Source organism: Lentzea guizhouensis (genome assembly GCF_001701025.1).
Classification (GTDB): domain Bacteria; phylum Actinomycetota; class Actinomycetes; order Mycobacteriales; family Pseudonocardiaceae; genus Lentzea; species Lentzea guizhouensis.
In genome coordinates this window covers 4,854,029-4,871,489 of the sequence record NZ_CP016793.1, presented here as the reverse complement: position 1 = coordinate 4,871,489, position 17,461 = coordinate 4,854,029, and the positions used below count along the sequence as shown (strand labels likewise).

Annotated in this window: 18 protein-coding genes; 8 read left to right on the top strand and 10 right to left on the bottom strand. The window is 69.8% G+C overall.

What is annotated here, in order from left to right; all coding sequences use genetic code 11:
- The first annotated feature begins 52 nt into the window (after positions 1 to 52).
- The gene (locus tag BBK82_RS24080) at positions 53 to 571 is read left to right on the top strand and encodes a ribonuclease FAU-1 family protein (protein WP_065917030.1); all 519 of its coding nucleotides are present in this window, start codon (positions 53 to 55) and stop codon (positions 569 to 571) included.
- Here the strand turns inward: BBK82_RS24080 and coaE are convergent.
- Positions 547 to 1,695, bottom strand: a complete 1,149-nt coding sequence (gene coaE / locus BBK82_RS24075; RefSeq protein WP_065917029.1) for a dephospho-CoA kinase — start codon at positions 1,693 to 1,695, stop codon at positions 547 to 549. The genes BBK82_RS24080 and coaE overlap by 25 nt on opposite strands.
- 5 nt (positions 1,696 to 1,700) lie before the next feature.
- A complete protein-coding gene (locus BBK82_RS24070) occupies positions 1,701 to 2,966 on the bottom strand; it encodes an MFS transporter (RefSeq protein WP_065917028.1) in 1,266 nt (421 codons plus the stop codon).
- A 48-nt stretch (positions 2,967 to 3,014) separates the two neighbouring features.
- Between BBK82_RS24070 and BBK82_RS24065 the strand changes: the two genes are divergently transcribed.
- Entirely contained in the window at positions 3,015 to 3,410 is a 396-nt protein-coding gene (locus tag BBK82_RS24065) for a MerR family transcriptional regulator (protein ID WP_065921309.1), read from the top strand.
- Here the strand turns inward: BBK82_RS24065 and BBK82_RS24060 are convergent.
- Together BBK82_RS24060 and rpsA are read right to left on the bottom strand one after the other, a co-directional pair.
- Entirely contained in the window at positions 3,358 to 3,951 is a 594-nt protein-coding gene (locus BBK82_RS24060; RefSeq protein WP_154697460.1) for a hypothetical protein, read from the bottom strand. The genes BBK82_RS24065 and BBK82_RS24060 overlap by 53 nt on opposite strands.
- A 413-nt stretch (positions 3,952 to 4,364) precedes the next feature.
- Positions 4,365 to 5,855 carry a 30S ribosomal protein S1 gene (gene rpsA, locus BBK82_RS24055; RefSeq protein ID WP_065917026.1) on the bottom strand — a complete coding sequence of 497 codons (1,491 nt, stop codon included), beginning with the start codon at positions 5,853 to 5,855 and terminating at the stop codon, positions 4,365 to 4,367.
- A gap of 180 nt (positions 5,856 to 6,035) precedes the next feature.
- On the opposite strand from rpsA, the gene BBK82_RS24050 reads away from it, so the two are divergent.
- From BBK82_RS24050 to BBK82_RS24030, 5 genes are all read left to right on the top strand, one after another.
- The gene (locus BBK82_RS24050; RefSeq protein ID WP_065917025.1) at positions 6,036 to 6,869 is read left to right on the top strand and encodes a class I SAM-dependent methyltransferase; all 834 of its coding nucleotides are present in this window, start codon (positions 6,036 to 6,038) and stop codon (positions 6,867 to 6,869) included.
- Positions 6,870 to 6,880: 11 nt separating this feature from the next.
- Positions 6,881 to 7,801: a GNAT family N-acetyltransferase gene (locus BBK82_RS24045; RefSeq protein ID WP_065917024.1), complete on the top strand. Its 921-nt coding sequence runs from the start codon at positions 6,881 to 6,883 to the stop codon at positions 7,799 to 7,801.
- A 78-nt stretch (positions 7,802 to 7,879) separates the two neighbouring features.
- Positions 7,880 to 8,509 (top strand): ATP-binding cassette domain-containing protein, encoded by a 630-nt coding sequence (locus tag BBK82_RS24040; protein ID WP_065917023.1) that lies wholly within the window; start codon positions 7,880 to 7,882, stop codon positions 8,507 to 8,509.
- Complete coding sequence (locus tag BBK82_RS24035) at positions 8,506 to 10,431, top strand: YhgE/Pip family protein (RefSeq protein ID WP_065917022.1); 1,926 nt, start codon at positions 8,506 to 8,508, stop codon at positions 10,429 to 10,431. The genes BBK82_RS24040 and BBK82_RS24035 overlap by 4 nt, the downstream gene beginning before the upstream one ends.
- A complete protein-coding gene (locus BBK82_RS24030; protein ID WP_065917021.1) occupies positions 10,428 to 11,033 on the top strand; it encodes a TetR/AcrR family transcriptional regulator in 606 nt (201 codons plus the stop codon). The genes BBK82_RS24035 and BBK82_RS24030 overlap by 4 nt, the downstream gene beginning before the upstream one ends.
- 147 nt (positions 11,034 to 11,180) lie before the next feature.
- Here BBK82_RS24030 and BBK82_RS24025 read toward each other — a convergent pair whose 3' ends face one another.
- From BBK82_RS24025 to BBK82_RS24005, 5 genes are all read right to left on the bottom strand, one after another.
- Positions 11,181 to 11,690, bottom strand: a complete 510-nt coding sequence (locus tag BBK82_RS24025) for a Rossmann-fold NAD(P)-binding domain-containing protein (protein WP_237048342.1) — start codon at positions 11,688 to 11,690, stop codon at positions 11,181 to 11,183.
- Positions 11,687 to 12,259, bottom strand: coding sequence for a P-loop NTPase family protein (locus BBK82_RS24020; protein WP_065917019.1), 573 nt, complete (start codon positions 12,257 to 12,259; stop codon positions 11,687 to 11,689). Before BBK82_RS24020 ends, BBK82_RS24025 begins: the two co-directional genes overlap by 4 nt.
- A gap of 39 nt (positions 12,260 to 12,298) precedes the next feature.
- Positions 12,299 to 12,814, bottom strand: coding sequence for a hypothetical protein (locus BBK82_RS24015; RefSeq protein WP_065917018.1), 516 nt, complete (start codon positions 12,812 to 12,814; stop codon positions 12,299 to 12,301).
- A 3-nt stretch (positions 12,815 to 12,817) separates the two neighbouring features.
- Positions 12,818 to 13,819: a Gfo/Idh/MocA family protein gene (locus BBK82_RS24010; protein ID WP_237048341.1), complete on the bottom strand. Its 1,002-nt coding sequence runs from the start codon at positions 13,817 to 13,819 to the stop codon at positions 12,818 to 12,820.
- Positions 13,820 to 14,006: 187 nt separating this feature from the next.
- A complete protein-coding gene (locus BBK82_RS24005; RefSeq protein ID WP_065917016.1) occupies positions 14,007 to 15,272 on the bottom strand; it encodes a Gfo/Idh/MocA family protein in 1,266 nt (421 codons plus the stop codon).
- Between the two features lie 123 nt (positions 15,273 to 15,395).
- Here BBK82_RS24005 and BBK82_RS24000 point away from each other — a divergent pair, with 123 nt between their 5' ends.
- Entirely contained in the window at positions 15,396 to 15,878 is a 483-nt protein-coding gene (locus BBK82_RS24000) for a hypothetical protein (RefSeq protein ID WP_065917015.1), read from the top strand.
- Positions 15,879 to 15,940: 62 nt separating this feature from the next.
- On the opposite strand, the gene BBK82_RS23995 is transcribed toward BBK82_RS24000, so the two are convergent.
- The gene (locus BBK82_RS23995) at positions 15,941 to 17,413 is read right to left on the bottom strand and encodes a DUF8189 domain-containing protein (RefSeq protein ID WP_154697458.1); all 1,473 of its coding nucleotides are present in this window, start codon (positions 17,411 to 17,413) and stop codon (positions 15,941 to 15,943) included.
- Positions 17,414 to 17,461: the final 48 nt, after the last annotated feature.

Here is a 17,461-nt window from a genome sequence, read left to right as displayed (position 1 = left end):
CAAATCGATCTGACGGGTAACTGCAAGCACATATTTGACTACCCTCGGCGGTGTGGGAGCGGTCACTACACCTCAGCTGGTCGACACCGTCGACACCATTTCGGGCGTTCGCAGCTATTCGTCCGGCGGCATGCGGCACCTCAGTTCGTGCCACGTCGAACGCTGGGGTCTGCGCATCGAGCACCCCACACCGGAGGACCCGTTCTCCGACTCCGAGGTGACGTGGCTGCTGCCCGATCTGGGCGTGCGGCTCACGGCCTTCCACCCACGTTCCCGGCACGCGCGCAGTGGCCCGAGCGTGCTGACCGCCGTGCGCGTCGAACGCGACCACCGCCACTGGCAGACCACGGACCTGTTGCTGGGCCTGGCCGTTCCCGGCGGCACCACGGCCCGCATCGTGCGCAGCGAGGAGTTCGCCGCGGCCGTCGCGGGTCGCGTGCTGCAGCCGGGCGACGCCGACCAGGCGCTGCGCACGGTCCACCGCACCCTCGAAGAGCTCAGCGACGTCAACCACAACCTCACGTCGTGGCTGACCTGGCACGGCATCTACGACGCCTGGCCGCCCCTGTAGGCCTTGACCCGCTCCACGGCCGCCTCCATGAACGGCTCCTTCGCGTCACCGTAGGCGAACCCGGTGCTGTCGGCCGCAAACCGCTGGGACAGCTCGAGCTTGACGTTCGCGTACTCCTCGCGCGCCTGCGCGTCGTGCCGCAGCCAGTCGCGGAAGTCCACCGCCCACTGCCAGTTCGCCGCACCCCGGACCCGCAGGTGCAGGTTCACCCGCCGCCCCGGATCCGCGCCCGCGTGCAGCCTCTTGTCCCAGCAGCCGTCACCGCGCGGCGTGTCCTCGTACGGCCCCACGTACGGGAAACCGGCCTGTGCCAGCACTTCCCGCAACCCGTCGGCCGTCTCCACGTCCTCGACGGCGAGCTGGAAGTCCAGCACGTCCTTGGCCGCGAGACCGGGAACGCTGGTCGACCCGATGTGCTCGACGTGCCGCCCGCCCGCGGCGAGGCTGATCCGCCGGGCGAGCCGCTTCGCCTGCGCGGGCCAGCGTTCGTCGTACGGCACCACGACCGGCCGCCCCGACGCGTACGTCTGCGTGCGCACGTTCTTCTCGAACCCGACCAGCCGGTCCCACAACCCCGTCACGTCCGGCACCTCGCCGGAGTTGTCCAGCCACACGTCTGCCACGGCCCGCCGCTGCTCGTCGGTGGCCTGCGCCGCGATCCGCTGACGTGCGTCGTCCTCGTCCATGCCCCGGCTCGTGACGAGGCGCCGCAGCCGCGTCTCCGCGTCCGCGTACACCACGATGACCAGGTGATATGCGGCCGCCATGTCCCGTTCCACCAGCAACGGGATGTCGTGCACCACGATGCCGTCCTCGGGCGCGGCCGCCATGCGTTCGGCGGTCAGCCGCCCGATCCGCGGGTGCGTGATGCCGTTGAGCGTCTGCCGAGCCTCCTCGGTCGCGAACGCCTTGGCCGCCAGCGCCGCCCGGTTCAGCGTGCCGTCGGCGTTGAGGACGTCCTCACCGAACGCCTTCACGACCTCGGCGAGGCCTTCGGTGCCCGGCTCCAGCACCTCCCGCGCGAGCTTGTCCGCGTCGATGATCATCGCGCCGCGTTCCGCCAGCAGCCGCGCGACCGTCGACTTGCCCGACCCGATCCCCCCGGTCAACCCCACCCTGAGCATGCAGGTCAGGTTAGCCGGGCGACGACGGCGAGCAGAACCGAGATCACCGCCGCCACGACCCCGATCGCACCGAAGCTCGCGGCGGCAGCCGCCGTCCCGATCACCGCGACGCCGAGCGCCAGCCCGAACTCGGTCCCGGTCTCCGACAACGCCGCCGCCGCACCCGCCTTCTCCCGCGGCGCCGCCCCGACGACGAGGTCGGTGCTCAACGCCATCACCGGCCCCTGCCCCAGGTAGACCACGAGGATCCCCACCACCACCGCGTGCGGCACGAGCACGAATCCCACCGCCGCCACCAGCAACGACACCGCCACCACCCGCCCACCACCGAACCGCGCGGCAAGCCTCGGCGCGAGCACCGACGTGACGACCATGGCCACCGCGGCCGGCAACAACCACAGCCCGGCCTCCAACGGCGACCACCGTTCCTGCAGCTGCCGCGTCACCAGCAGGTACACACCCGCCGTCAGCGCCGCGTCCACCACCAGCACCACGATCGCCCGCCCGAACCGCCCGCGGAACAACCCGACGTCCACGAGCGGCCGTTCGACCTTCCCCTGCCGCCGCACGAAGACCACCGCGACCACCACCCCGGCGAGCGCGGGGACCACGTCGAAGTGCTTGATGCCGTAAACGGTCAGCACCGTCGCCACCAGTACCAACGCCACGCTCACCAGGTCCACGCGCTGTGCAGGCCCACGGTGTTCCGGCAGCACGAACGGCCCGAAGACCAGCAACAGCCCCATGACCGGCACCGCGATCAGAAACGCCGCTCCCCACCACCACGTCTGCAGCAGCAGCCCACCGACCACGGGCCCAAGCGCGACACCACCCGACATCGCCGCCGCCCACACCCCGATCGCCGTGCCCCGGCGCACCGGATCGGGGAAGAGCGAACTGATGAGGGCGAGCGTCGAGGGCATCAACGTCGACCCGGCCACACCCAGCAGCGCCCGTGCCGCGATCAGCGCTTCCGGCGTCGGCGCGTAGGCAGCTCCGACCGACGCGACCGCGAACGCGCCGGCACCGATGAGCAACAACCTCCGCCGCCCGATGCGGTCACCGAGCACGCCCATCGGGATGAGCAGCGCCGCGAGCACGAACCCGTAGCTGTCGAGGATCCAGAGCAGCTCCGTGCCGGTCGGCTGCAGGCTCCGCGCGAGGTGCGGGGACGCGAGGTAGAGGATCGTGATGTCCATGGCCAGCAAGGCCGTCGGCAGGGTGAGGACGGCGAGCCCGAGCCAGGCCCGTTCAGTTGATCTCACAGTCATGCCGCGACGCTAAAGTCTCACATGGGTGTGAGAGTCAAGGGGGAAATCATGCGAATAGGCGACCTCGCCCGACGCACGGGCGTCAGCCAACGGCTGCTGCGCTACTACGAGGAACAAGACCTGCTGACGCCGACGCGTCTGCCCAGCGGCTACCGCGAGTACACCGAAGACGACGTCCTGCGGGTCGCCCACATCCGCAACCTGCTCGCGGCGGGCCTGTCGACGGCCACGATCGCCGACGTGCTGCCGTGCATGGGCGTGGACGGCGAACGCCTCATCGCCTCGATCTGCCCCGAGCTCGTCGACGAACTGCTCGTGGAACGCGCCCGCATCTCCGAGTCCATCGCCGCCCTGGTCGCCGCCCAGTCCGCTTTGGACACGATCATCAACGCTAGACCGGCGGCGTCATCGCCCGCTGAGCCAGCGGCGGCAGGATCTTCATGAGGTTCTCGCGTGGCACGAAGTTGTTCCGCGACCGCACCACGAACGTCGACTTGCCCAAGGACCCGATCAGCAACTGCTCGTCCTTGCCCTCGACCAGCGTCCCCTTCTGCTTGCCGACGTCCACCTCGGTGATCTTCGCCCCGTCCTGCCGCTCCGCCTCCACGCTCTCCGTGACCCGCGTACGCGCCGTGAGCTCATCGGTGTAGGTGGACAGCCCGATGACGATCTTCGCGGCCGGCAGCCCCTGCTTGGCGGGGATGCCGTAGTAGCAGTCGATCTTCCCGGTGCGCCCGATGCTCGGCTCCTTGATGCCGATGATGATCTGCGGCACACCCGGCATCTCCTGCCCGATGATCGCGTTCATCGAATCGGCGTCGACCACGAGATCGCAGTCGTCGGGCAGCGCGGGCCGGTCGACCATCGCCGGGACCTTCGACGCACTGGTCGGCGGGTTGATCTTCGGAATCTGCGGCGGTGGCGACTGGGTCTGCGGGCTCGCGGACGAGCAGGCGGCGGTGAAGGCGACCGCGCCCAGTGCCATGAAGAGACTTATCCCACGCATAGGTTTGTCAACCTACACAACGGACTCAGGCCTCCACCACAGAGTGAACGGGTGGCGCGGAATCCCGGTCGGACGACGGCCGGCGCGGATTGTTCGAGCCGGAGGCGAGGCTTCGAAGCCTTCGTCCCGGTCAGCCTTTCCTCGGGCGGTTCCGCAAGCACCTACGCAACGCGCAGCCGCTCTGAGCAACAGGCGTGCCATCTACCTGAGAGTGGCGGAGGTGGAGGGCTTCTTCGGGAGTGTCGGGGTCTGGGGCGGAGCCCCAGGAACACCCGAACCGCCAGGTTCGGCACAGCACGCCCCCAAGGGCGGGCCCCGCGAACGGCGAAGGCCCCCGCACCGTGAGGTGCGGGGGCCTTCGTCAGTCAGCTACCCGAAGGAGCCGGTGCGACTCACATGCCGCCCGACAGCTTCTCGCGGAGCGCCGCGAGCTGCTCGTCAGAGGCCAGCGTGCCACCGGACTGAGCCGGCGCGCCCACCGAAGCGGACGGGGCGTCGCCACCGGAGGTGTAGTTGCCCGCACCCTCGGCCGTTGCCTCTTCCTCGGCCTCGGCGGCCTTGCGGATCTGCTTCATGTGGGCCTCGTAACGAGTGTGCGCCTCGGCGTACTGGCGCTCCCACTCCTCACGCTGCTTGTCGAAGCCGTCCTGCCACTCCTGGGTCTCCGGGTCGAAGCCCTCGGGGTAGATGTAGTTGCCCTGGTCGTCGTACTCGGCGGCCATGCCGTACTGGGTCGGGTCGAACTCGGTGTCGACCGTGAAGCCCTCGTTGGCCTGCTTGAGCGACAGCGAGATGCGACGGCGGTCGAGGTCGATGTCGATGACCTTGACCATGACGTCGTCGCCGACCTGGACGACCTGCTCCGGGATCTCGACGTGGCGCTCGGCCAGCTCGGAGATGTGGACCAGGCCCTCGATGCCCTCGTCCACGCGGACGAACGCACCGAACGGAACCAGCTTGGTGACCTTGCCCGGCACGATCTGGCCGATCGCGTGGGTCCGGGCGAACTGGCGCCACGGGTCTTCCTGGGTCGCCTTCAGCGACAGGGAGACGCGCTCGCGCTCCATGTCGACGTCCAGGACCTCGACCGTGACCTCCTGGCCGACCTCGACGACCTCGGACGGGTGGTCGATGTGCTTCCAGGACAGCTCCGAGACGTGGACGAGACCGTCGACGCCACCCAGGTCCACGAAGGCACCGAAGTTGACGATCGAGGACACGACGCCCTTGCGGACCTGGCCCTTCTGCAGCTGGTTGAGGAACTCGCTGCGGACCTCGGACTGGGTCTGCTCCAGCCACGCGCGGCGGGACAGGACCACGTTGTTGCGGTTCTTGTCCAGCTCGATGATCTTCGCCTCGAGCTCACGGCCGACGTACGGCTGGAGGTCGCGGACGCGACGCATCTCGACGAGGGAGGCGGGGAGGAAGCCGCGGAGACCGATGTCCAGGATGAGACCACCCTTGACGACCTCGATGACCGTGCCCTTGACGGGCTCGTCCTTCTCCTTGAGGGCCTCGATGGTGCCCCAGGCGCGCTCGTACTGGGCGCGCTTCTTGGAGAGGATCAGACGGCCTTCCTTGTCCTCCTTCTGGAGAACAAGTGCCTCGACCTCGTCACCGACCTTGACGACCTCGTTGGGGTCGACGTCGTGCTTGATCGACAGTTCACGCGAGGGGATGACGCCCTCGGTCTTGTAGCCGATGTCGAGCAGGACCTCGTCCCGGTCGACCTTGACGATCGTGCCTTCAACGATGTCGCCATCGTTGAAGTACTTGATCGTCGCGTCGATAGCAGCGAGGAAGTCCTCCTCCGTCCCGATGTCGTTGATCGCGACCTGCTTGGGCGCAGCGGCAACGGGGGCGGTGGTGGTGTCGGTGGACATTAGGTAGGTGGCTCCGGTACGGATTGGCATTAATGAGTGGTAGTGGTGCGCGCGCAGCGTCGCAGCGACCTGGAAATCCCCGACCGTTTGGATCATGGGCAGCACTAACCCACTACGCACGCGATATCGTACGCGGCCGCCAGAGGCGCAAGCAAACCAGCCCCCACGTGAAGGAGCAGTGTGTCCAACCAGCACGCGAGCGCGGAACAAGCGCTCGGCACGGCCGGCATCGTCAAGCGCGGTGCCGGCGCCGCCGAGTCACGCGTGGCGAACCGCATCTGGTGGGACGCGGACGCGGACTCCTACCACGACACGCACGGCGACTTCCTGGGCGCGGCGGACTTCGTCTGGTGCCCGGAGGGCCTCCGCGAGGAGGACACCCGCTTTCTCGGAGAAGTCGCAGGTCAGCGCATCCTGGAGGTGGGCAGCGGCAGTGCCCCGTGCGCCCGCTGGCTCAAGGCGAACGGCGCCGACGTGACCGCGCTCGACATCTCCGAGGGCATGCTCCGCCACGCGCGCGAGAACAACGCCAAGACCGGCATCGACGTCCCGCTGGTGCAGGCGAGCGCGGACCAGCTGCCGTTCCGGACCGCCACCTTCGACGGCGCCTGCTCGGCGTTCGGGGCCGTCCCGTTCGTCGCGGACGTCCAGCAGGTCTTCAGCGAGGTCGCCCGCGTGCTCCGGCCGGGCGCGCCGTGGGTGTTCGCCGTCAACCACCCGATGCGGTGGATCTTCCCCGACGACCCCGGCCCGCTCGGGCTCACGGTCACCCAGTCGTACTTCGACCGCACCCCCTACGTGGAGGTGGACGCGCAGGGCCAGGCCACCTACGTCGAGCACCACCGCACGCTCGGCGACTACGTCAGGGCGCTCACGGCGACCGGCTTCGCGCTGGAGGACCTCGTCGAGCCGGAGTGGCCGAAGGGGCACACCCGCAACTGGGGCCAGTGGAGCCCTCTGCGGGGCAAGCTCTTCCCCGGCACCGCGATCTTCCGCACCCGTCTGACGTCGTAGTCTGCGGTGTCATGAGCTCGGCACGCGGACTCGTGGCGGCCCAGTCAGCACGCTTCGCCGCACTGGACCCGCTGCTGCCCCCTGCCGCCGAGCCCCCTGGCGACGGCCACGTGGTCACCGCCGCGCTCGCCGACGGCACCCGCGTGGCCGGGGTGATCTGCCACGAGTCGTTCGAGCCGCACTCCACGACGAGGCTGTGGAGCGCGGCCGAGGTCTGGGAGCTGCTGCCACTGGTCGGCACCGCCCAGGGCATGGACGCGCTGCTCAGCCGGTTCCGCCGGTACCTCGACACGCAGGAGATAGGTGAGGACACGGCGTGCGTCGTGCACTGGCCGAGCCGTGACACGGTCGCAGCGCGCGCGTTCCTCGACCACGGCCTGGTGCCGTTGTCGGTGCTCGGCGTCCGGTTGCGCACCCCCGTGTCACCCATGCCGCGCACGCTCACGATCCGCCGCGCCACCCTGAGCGACCTGGACAGCGTGGTGGAGCTGTCGCTGGCCGAGCTGGAGTACTCGTCCCTGGTCGGCTCCACGATCGTGCGACCGGAGGCCCCGGCCCTCAAACGGCGCGCGCTCACCGAACGCCTGAACAACGCGAGCCCGATCTGGCTGGCCGAGCGCGACGGCATCGCGGTCGGCCTCGTCGAGTGCGCGATCGTGGTGTCCGAGCCGGGCACCAGCGCGGCGCTGCGGCTCCCCCAAGGCCGCTGGGGGTACGTGAACTGCGTCTCGGTGCTGCCCGGCGCCCGCGGCAGCGGCGTCGGGCAGCAGCTCGTCGCCCACGCCCACCATGAGCTGCATCGCACGGGCGTGGTCGGCACCTACCTCTACTACAACCCGCCGAACCCGTTGAGCAGCGTGTTCTGGCCACGTCAGGGCTACCGCCCGCTGTGGACCGTCTGGGAAGTACGCCCCGCCTCCGGCCTTCGGTGACCTGTGTCCGAGTTGCCCCGCGGAGAGGTCTGCGCGAGAATTTGTACTGACCGGTCAGTTTAAACGGAAGGTAAAGCCGTGGAGATCCGCGCTCACCGCGCCGGCGTCAACGGGGCTCATGGTCCCCTGCTCCGCCCGACCTCGCTGACCGTGAAGCCGGGCGAGCTGACCCTCGTCGCGGGCGACCCCGGCACCGGTCACACGGCTCTCGGCCTGCTGCTCTCCGGCCGGATGAAGCCCTCCACCGGCACCGTCACGCCGGACCTCAAGACGCTGCGCAGGCTCGTCGTCCTCGTCGACGCCCCCGAGGTGAACGAGCCGGAGGACGCGCTCACGCTGGCCGCCGTCGTCGGCGAGGAGCTCGCCATGAACGACATGCCCTCCGGCAAGAAGGCCGTGCACGACTGGTTGGTCGAGCACGCGGCCGATGAACACGCATCGAAGCGGTTTGAGTTCGTGCCACCGCAGACGCGGTGCGCCGTGATGCTCGAACTGGCCGCCGCACGCCCTGACGTGACGACGCTGGTCCTCGACTGCCCGGACCGCTACCACCCGAATCCGCGCGAGTGGTTCGCCTTGGCGCATGACCACGTGACCCCCGAACGGTCCGTGGTCGCCCTGTGCTCGAACTCCTCCGCTCAGCTCCTCGACATCCCGCACGCGCGCCTTGGTGAGGACAACGACACCAAGATGGAGATCACCGCATGAGCGCCCTTCGCATGGCCTTCAACGAACTGCGCCGGATCACCTCCGGCACCCTGCCCCGGCTCGCGGTCCTCGCACTGGCCCTGGTGCCGCTGCTGTACGCGTCGCTCTACCTGTACGCCAACAAGGACCCGTACGCGAACCTGAACAACGTCCCGGCCGCGCTGGTCGTGCAGGACCGCGGCACCCAGGACCTCAACGCCGGCAAGGACGTCGCCGACGAGCTGCTCAACGGCAAGAAGTTCAACTGGCAGGTCGTCGCGAGCGGCGAGGAGGCCGACGAGGGCGTGCGCAAGGGCAAGTACGTCTTCGCGCTGACGTTGCCGGAGGACTTCTCCGAGGCGCTCACCTCACCGGCGGACATGAAGCCGCGCCAGGGCGTGCTCACCCTCACGACCAACGACGCCAACAACTACCTCGGCAGCACCATCGCGAACCAGGTCGTCTCCGAAGTGCGCCGGGCGGTGACCGAGAAGGTCTCCACCGAGGCCGCCGACCGGTTGCTGCTCGGCTTCTCCACGATCCGCCAGGAGACCACCAAGGCCGCGGACGGCGCCACCCAGCTGGCCGACGGCAACGCCCAGCTGCGCGACAAGCTGACCGAGCTCGACACCGGCGTGCAGCAGCTCTCCACCGGCGCCGCGACCGCCGCGACCGGTGCCGCCCAGCTGCGCGACGGCCTGCACGAGCTCCGGTCACAGACCCAGCCGCTGCCCGCCGGTGCGCAGAAGGTCGCCGACGGCGCGCGTCAGGTCGCGGACGGCAACGAGACCGCCGCGGCCGAGGCCGAGGCGTACGCGAAGCTGGCCCAGACCCTCGTCGGCGGGCTCGACCAGCTCAACGGGGACGTCGCGAACCGGTTGCGCGCTCTGGGGTTCACCGAGGAACAGGTGCAGCGCGTGATGACCACCCTCACCCAGGCTCGCCAGCCGCTCGACAACGCCAACGGCAAGGTCCAGGGCGCGGCCGGCAACCTGCGCAAGCTCGCGACCGGCGCGGACCAGGTCGCGGATGGCGCCGCGCAGCTGTCGTCGAAGATGCCCGCCCTGGTGGACGGCATCGCGAAGCTCGACGACGGCGCCACCAAGCTCGCCGACGGCAACGCGCAGCTCCGCACCGGCCTGCAACAGGCGGCGACCGGCACTCCGCAGCTCAAGGACGGTGCCGCGAAGCTCGCGGACGGGTCGGCCCAGCTGCGCGACGGCCTGACCGGCGGCGTCGGCAAGATCCCGAACGCCGACGACCCGACGCGTGAGGCGATCGCGAAGGCCATTGGTGACCCGGTGGCGGTGAAGGGCCTGTCGCAGACGAAGGCGGCCACTTATGGCGCCGGTCTGGCTCCGTTCTTCCTCGGCCTTGCGACGTGGATCGGAGCGTTCGTGCTCTTCCTGCTGCTGCGCCCGCTCTCACGCCGTGCGCTGGCCGCTGGCCAATCGGCGTTGCGCGTGGCGTTGGGCGGCTGGCTGCCGGGTGCGTTGCTCGGTGTCGTGCAGGTGCTCGTGATGTTTTCGGTCGTGCGGTTCGTGGTGGACATCGAGCCGTCGAACCCCATCGGCACGTTCGCGTTCCTCGTGCTGATGTCACTCACGTTCGTCGCGATCCTGCACGCACTGAACGCCGCGTTCGGTGCCGTCGGCAAGTTCCTGGGCCTGATCCTGCTCATCCTGCAGCTGGTCAGCGCGGGTGGCACGTTCCCGTGGCAGACGATCCCGGTGCCGCTGTACCCGCTGCACTACGGCCTGCCGATGGGCTACGCGGTCGACGGTCTGCGTCATCTGATGTACGGCGGCGACCTGGGCAGCGTGGGTCAGGACGCCCTGATCCTTCTCGCCTGGCTGGCCGGGGCCCTAGCCTTGTCGTCCGTGGCGGCCTACAAGCAGCGGGTGTGGACACCCTCGAAGCTCAAGCCGGAGCTCGTGCTGTGAGCGCGCGGACGACGGCGACGAAGCAGAAGCTCTTCGACGCGGCGTTGAAGCTGGTCGGCGAACGGGGCGCGGCCTCGGTGACGGTCGACGAGATCGCCGCGGAGGCGGGCGTCGCCAAGGGCACGATCTACTACAACTTCGCCTCGAAGGACGCGCTGGTAGAGGCGCTGCTGCACCACGGGGTGGAGATCCTCGCGGGCCGGCTGCGCTCGGCGGAGTCGGCCGAGTCGTCGGAGGACTCGCTGGAGGCGCTGGTCGACCAGATGCTCGGCTTCTGGGCCGAGTACCCGGCGTTCGGCCAGTTGCTGGTGTCGGAGCTGTGGCGGACGCCGGGCCAGTGGCACGGGACGTTGTCGCTGCTGCGCGACGACATCGTGTCGATCGTGCGCGGTCAGATGAAGCGCCTGGCCGACGCGGGCCGCCTGCCGGAGGGCGTGGAGGTCGGCACCGCGTCGGCGGCGTTGTTCGGCACGCTGCTCGTGATCGCGCTCGACTGGCAGGTGTTCCAGCCGGAGCGGTCACGGGCGGAGGTGCGCGAGTCGGTCATGCTCCTGGTGCGTGGACTCGGACAGGCCCGCCGTCCTGGACCGGCGGACGGCTGACGTACTGCGTCGACACGCCGGGCAGGTCCACGTTCAGGAGCGGGACGAACCAGCCGATGACCGTCCGCGACGCTGACCGTCGTCAGTCCGATCAGGACGTGCAGTGCCGAGCTCACCACCCGGACGGCGCGCGCAGATCGCCGAGGGCTAGAAACCGACCAGGTGCAGCGAGGGTGCCTTACCCTCCAGCGCGCGCACGACGGCGTCCAGCACGGCTTCGCTCGTGTGCCGGGCGGCGTCGTGCGCGAAGTGGCCGAGCAGCACCTGCTGGGTCGGGTGCCCGAGCACCGGGTCTGGTACCGGTGCGGACGTGTGCACCTCCACCACCGGCGCGTTCTCGGCCAGCAGGTGCTCGACGGCGCTCAGCACGTCCACGCGGTAGCTGTCGTGCACCCACGCAACGAGCAGGTTCACCTGGCGGCCGGCCAGCTCGTACTCGACCTCGCCCGCCAGCTCGCGGGGCTTGGCCCAGTCCGCCTTCACCCAGGTCGGGCGGTGGCCCCTCGACAACGACGCCCGCGCCGCCCTGCCCGGTCCCTCGTCCGCGGCCAGCGGCCGGTTGCGGCACGGCAGCACCACCTGCCACCCGCGCGCGACCAGCCTCCCCGCGCAGCCCGCCAACATCCCGCTCCCGCCGAGCACCAGCGCAGTCCTCACCGTGCACGCTCCTCACCCACGGCGGCCAACGGGCCGGTCAGCCACCGTTCCACCTGCCCCTGCCCGCTCAACCGCACCACCACGACCTGGTCGACGAGCCCGCGCACCCTGGCCCGGTTGCGCCCGTACGTCTTCCAGCCCCACCGCAGGATGTGCTCGGGGTCCGTGAACACCGACCACAGCGACGACTCCTGGTTACCGTTCCACAACTCCACCCGCCCCGCCCGGCGCCGGATCGTCCTGCCGACCAGCCGGCCCATCACCACCGGGAACGGGTGGTCGAGCCACACCAGCGTGTCCGCCCGCGCGAGGAGCTGCGGGCGCACCTCGTTGTACTGGAACTCCGTCACCCACCCGCCGGAGTCCGCGAACGCCGCCACGTCGGCGGCGAACTCCGGCCGCGGTGTCCACTGTGGACCCCAGTAGAGGCCGTCCAGCTCCACGTACCGGACGCCGTGCTGCCCGGCGATGCGGCGGCACAGGGTCGACTTGCCGGATCCGGCGTTTCCGGCGACGAGGATGCGCCGGGGCACGTGCGGCAGCGGATCAGCTGGTCCGAGCAACGGCATCGGCCCAGGCTAACGAAAACGGGCCGGCGAGGGCACCGCTCAGCGGCGTTTGGCCCTCGGCACCGCGAACTGCTGCTGCATCCACGAGATCCGCCAGATCAGGAAGCACGCGAGCCCCGCCGCCACCACCGCGCTCACCGTGGACAGCGTCGAGAACACCACGTACGCCCCGGTGTCGAGCAGCAGCGTCTCCAGCAGGTCGGTGAGCACCATCGCGAGGAACGCGTACTGCCACGGCTTGATCAACGGGCTCACCGTGCGTTCCTTGAACGGCTTCGACCGCTGCGACGGGTCGCTCGCCCGCCACACGTCGTTGATCATGCGGACGCCGTGCAGCGCGATGGCCTCGGCGTTGTGGGTGGCGTTGCGGAACCACAGCACGAACGCCACGGCCGCGGGCAGGTAGAACACCTGCGCGAGGAAGCTCCACGTCGACGAACCGCCGGACCAGTCGTTCACGGTGCCCCACACCGACTCCGCGGCGACCAGGGCGATCAGGCCCTGGCTCACGAATCCGGTCAGCCGGACGTCCCTGAGGTCGATGTAGGTGTCCACGGGCTACCTTCCGAAACCGCAACCGAGTTCCGCGAAGGTAGCGATCTTCTCGGCGGCGCGCACCACCACCTCGTCGATTCCGTCGAGCACCACGCGGTCGGCGTCGCGGCGGGCGGGCAGGACCGGCACGTCGGCCTTGCCGCACGCCTCCACCACGGCGGTGAACGCGCGCGCCGCGGCCAATGGCGCCACGAGCGGTTCCCCGGTCTGACGGTGCCGAATGAGGTTCTCCAACAGGTCCACGGGCGGAGGGACGGCCATCTTGTGGTCGTTGACCATCAGGCTGTCGTCGTCGTACCACCACACGGCCTGACCCAGCGATCCGTGCACGAGCACGACCGGTGGCAACGATGTCTGCGCGCACAACGTCGTCGCCACCACCACGGGCGGCGCACCGTCCGATGTCACGCGCACGCACGCCGTGTCGTCGGCGGTGATCGTGTCGCGGCACCGGAACAGCTCCAGCTCGACGGTGATGTCGGTCCGTTCCTCGACGTCCGCCAGCAGCAACGCGTTCTGCAACGCGTGCGCGAACGGGTTGACCAGGCACCCGTCCTCGCCCTGCCGCCCGGCCCACTCGGCCCGCTCGTAGTAGGAGTCGGTCCGCACCCACCGCCCGGCCGCGCCGATGCCCGCGATCTCCCCCAGCGCGCCGGAGCCGATCAACGAGCACAGCCGCCGGTACGTCCCGGTGCCCTGCGACTGGAACCCGACCTGGCACACCAGCCCGCGCCCGGCCGCCGCGGCGGAGATCTCGTCGAAGTCGGCGACGCTCAGCAGCGCCGGCTTCTCCACCAGCACGTCACAGCCGAGCTCGAACGCGCTCAGCGCGAGCTCGCGGTGCGTCGCGGGCGGCGAGGAGATCACCACGACCTCCGGGTGCACCTCGGCCGCCAGCGCCGGCAGGTCCGGGTAGGCCGGCACCGGCACGTCGACGTCGGCCACGTCCACCACGCCCACGAACGTCGCGGTCCCGTCGTGGCCGAGCCGGAGGAGGTTCGCCACGTGCCGCGCCCCATGCCCGCGGGCCCCTACCAGCGCAACACGCATTCGCTCACACCCTTCTCGGAGGGCTTGCACCAGCACACGGCGACCATCGACGCGAACTTCAGCATCGGCCGAGCTGCGTGGAATTTCAATGCGCCGCGCCAAGCAAGACATGGTTGTGACAGCAACCAGGCACCGGATCCGCTCAGCGCAGGTCGATCACGTCGGCGACTCTGACCGGTGTCCCGGTCTCGAAGCTGCGGTTCGCGGCGAACCCGGTCAGCAGCGACAGCGTGCCGTCGTAGTGCGTTGCCCTGCGTCCCAACGGGTCTTTCTGGCCCGGCGGCCCGTACAGCGCGTCGACCATGCGCTGGTCGGCACCGCCGTGGCCGTCCCGGTCGAAGTCCAGCGGGATGTCCTCGCGCCGTTCGAACAACCGCTGCACGGACAGCTTCGCCCAGCCCTCCTCCGGGTTGGCCCGCACGCCATGCACCGCCGGGTGCTGACTCGACACCCACGCGTTCTCCACTACCTCCAGCTCCAACCGGCCCCTGCTGCCGTTGACCATCAGCCGGTAGCCCTCCCACGGCGAGTAGGCCGTGAGGTGGTACGTCAGGTCGGCGCCGCTGGCGTAGCGGACGAGCACGGACATGTCGTCCTCAATGGACACCCCTGGCTCGAACGGGTTCTGGTCGCGCCGATAGCCGTCCTCGTGCCGTGCGTCGAGGTAGAGCTTCTTGAGCCAGTCGTCCTTCTTCAGGTCGAACGCGAACCGCTCGTCGTCCGCGTACCCGTGGCGTTGGCCGTTCTCGTTGCCGTAGAAGAACAACCGCCCGTGCGCGTACACGGTCTCCGGCACGCTGCCGACCCACCAGTTGAGCAGGTCGAAGTGGTGCGTGGCCTTGTGCACCATCAGACCGCCGGAGTTGGCCTTGTCGCGGTGCCAGCGGCGGAAGTAGTCGGCGCCGTGCCGGGTGTCGAGCAGCCACTCGAAGTGCACGGACCCGATCTCACCGACAGCTCCGTCGGCGAGCAGCGCGCGCACCTTTTCGTGGATCGGGTTGTAGCGGTAGTTGAACGTGACCGTCACGTTGCCGTCGTTGCGGTGCACCGCGTCCAAGATCTTGCGCGCCGACGGCACATCCGTCGTCATCGGCTTCTCCGTCACGACGTCACGGCCCGCGTCCAGCGCCTCGACGATGTAGGTGTCGTGGTAGCGGTCGACAGTGGTCACGACGACGACGTCGACCCGTTGCTCCTCCAGCATCACGAGGAAGTCCTCGGCGGCGTAGACGGGGACCGGTTCCACACCCCACTCGGTGAGCCGGTCGTTGTGCGCGGCCATTCGCGTGCGGTTGACGTCGGCGAACGCCACGAGCTCGCAGGTCTCCGCGTGCTCGACGGCGATGGCGTGGACGTGCCGCCCGGCCCGTGCTCCCGTGCCGACCACGGCGTACCGCCTGCGAGCCATCAGGACCTCCCGGGTAAGCGCTTTCCACACCCTAACCGCACGTCGGCTGTGCTGCGGCTCACGTAACGGCGTTGACGGCGCGGCGATGATAGGCGCAAGGGGGCAAATCTTTTGGGGGAAACCATGACCAACCCTGTGCACGAACCGCAGCCACAGCCACAGCCCGCGGTCCAGCCGGACCCGCCGGTGGAGTTCGACGTCTACACGCCGTCGTTCGCACCGCAGCAGCCCGTGTCGGCGCCGATGGCTCCGGTCGCGCCGCCGAAGCCGAAGAAGACCGGCATCGTGGTGCTGTCGTTGTTCGTCGTGCTGCTGTTCGGCGCCGGAGCGGCGTTCGGCGTGCTGTTCTTCCTGGAGAAGGACCGGTCGGCCGGCCTGTCGAAGCAGGTCGAGAGCAAGGACCGGGAGATCGCGGACCTGACCAGGAAGGCGGAGAACAGCAAGGACGACGCCGTGCGGGCCGTCGACGCGCAGAAGAAGGCGGAGGCCGACGCGGCCGCCTCGGCGAAGTGCCGGACCGCCGCGAAGTCGCTGACCGAGGCCGCGCTCAACGAGGACCTGCCCAAGGGTGAGGCCGCGATGAGGGACATCGTCATCCAGTGCTGAGCTGACAACGCGAAACGGGGGCCGCGGCACAACGCCGCGGCCCCCGTTCTCGTCGGTTCAGGTCAGCTGACCGTGCGGTCGCCCAGCAGCGCCCACTGGCTCCAGCCCGCCTTCTCCTTGTAGAAGCGGCGGATCGGCTTGCCGTCGTCGGTGCGGGCGAAGACCTCGATCGTCTTGGTCTGCGCGTGGTACATCGCGGTCGGCGCCTCGGACACCTCGGTGGTGCCGAGCTTGGCCCACGCGGTCCAGCCGCCGTCGGTGGCGCGGGAGTGCTCGACCACGCCCTCGGCGCCGAGCTGCAGCACGTCGATCGAGCCGGTGGTCGTGTTGTAGACCGCCGCCGGGGTGCCGGTGCCCTTGCCGCCGAGGGTCTTCCAGACCCCTGCGGCGTACTGCTCGACGCTGCCGGCGGCGCTGCGGACGAAGACCTGGTCGACGGCGACGCTCGGGTCGCTGACGATCTTGGTGTCGCCCTGGTCCTGCCACTTCTCGCCGTCCCACTTGACGAGCTTGTCGTCGTCGCTGCGGGCGTAGACGTCCTTGTCGAGCACGGCGGGGTTGCCGGCGATCTTGCGGTCGCCCAGCGGGGCCCACTGGCCGGCGGCGAACCGCAGCAGCGAGCCGTCGGTGCCGCGGGCGAGCACCTCGACGGCCTTGTCCCTGTCGTTCCAGCGCAGCGTCGGGTTGCCGGCCACGGCGGTGTCGCCGAGCGCGAGCCACTTGCCGTCGGCGCGGTGGTGGACGCGGCCGTCGGTGCCGCGCGCGTAGAGCTCGACGATCTTGGTGGCCGGGTTGAGCAGCGCGACCGGGTCGCCGGCGAAGAGCTCGGGACCGAGCTGCTGCCAGCCCGCCCAGCGGCTCGTCTTGTGGAAGTTCGTGATGACCGTGCCGTCCGCGGCGCGCGCGAAGACCTCGAGCGACTGCGCGGCGGTGTTGGAGATCTGCGGCCCGCTGCTCACGACCGGCGCGTCGGTCACCGGGGTGTCGCTGGTGACGGTGCTGCCACCGGACTCGACCAGGCCGTTGTAGCGCAGCGGCACGTACCGGCTGGCGGTCGCGGCGCTCCACACCCGCTGCACGGGCCGGGAGCCGTCGGGACCGGCCTGCTCGCGCACGATGGGCCGGGTCTTGGCCGCGTCCGCCCAGCCGATGAACAGCGCCACGTGGTTGAGGCGGTCGTTCAACGCGTCGCCGGGACGCAGGTCCTCCCAGTCGATGCGGTGCGCGACCTGTTCGAGGATGTGGGTCGTGTAGGAGATGCGCAGGCCCCACGCCATCGACACGTAGCCGGAGCAGTCGGTGCGGTAGGCGCCGTACTTGTTGCCGAAGCAGTCGCTCTGGCTGTAGGGCACCCGCGCGCTGATCCACGTCCGCGACCTGGCGAGGACCTCGCTGCGCGTGATCTTCGAGTTCGCCGCGTACGTACCGCAGTTCGCGCCACCCTCGGCAGCCGCCACCGCGACGTCGGGCATCGCCAGCGTCGAGCCGAACGTGATGGCCGCCGCGGCGACCGCCAACATCCCCCACGATCTCATGCCGGTCACCGTAGCAAGCTGATGTGAAGTTTTGGTCCGGTCGAACGG

Excerpts from the sequence above, each read along its gene's own strand:
- coaE (WP_065917029.1), bottom strand. The coding sequence starts at position 1,695 with ATGCTCAGGGTGGGGTTGACCGGGGGGATCGGGTCGGGCAAGTCGACG.
- BBK82_RS24070 (WP_065917028.1), bottom strand. The coding sequence starts at position 2,966 with ATGACTGTGAGATCAACTGAACGGGCCTGGCTCGGGCTCGCCGTCCTC.
- BBK82_RS24065 (WP_065921309.1), top strand. The coding sequence starts at position 3,015 with ATGCGAATAGGCGACCTCGCCCGACGCACGGGCGTCAGCCAACGGCTG.
- BBK82_RS24060 (WP_154697460.1), bottom strand. The coding sequence starts at position 3,951 with ATGGCACTGGGCGCGGTCGCCTTCACCGCCGCCTGCTCGTCCGCGAGC.
- rpsA (WP_065917026.1), bottom strand. The coding sequence starts at position 5,855 with ATGTCCACCGACACCACCACCGCCCCCGTTGCCGCTGCGCCCAAGCAG.
- BBK82_RS24045 (WP_065917024.1), top strand. The coding sequence starts at position 6,881 with ATGAGCTCGGCACGCGGACTCGTGGCGGCCCAGTCAGCACGCTTCGCC.
- BBK82_RS24035 (WP_065917022.1), top strand. The coding sequence starts at position 8,506 with ATGAGCGCCCTTCGCATGGCCTTCAACGAACTGCGCCGGATCACCTCC.
- BBK82_RS24020 (WP_065917019.1), bottom strand. The coding sequence starts at position 12,259 with ATGCCGTTGCTCGGACCAGCTGATCCGCTGCCGCACGTGCCCCGGCGC.
- BBK82_RS24005 (WP_065917016.1), bottom strand. The coding sequence starts at position 15,272 with ATGGCTCGCAGGCGGTACGCCGTGGTCGGCACGGGAGCACGGGCCGGG.
- BBK82_RS24000 (WP_065917015.1), top strand. The coding sequence starts at position 15,396 with ATGACCAACCCTGTGCACGAACCGCAGCCACAGCCACAGCCCGCGGTC.
- BBK82_RS23995 (WP_154697458.1), bottom strand. The coding sequence starts at position 17,413 with ATGAGATCGTGGGGGATGTTGGCGGTCGCCGCGGCGGCCATCACGTTC.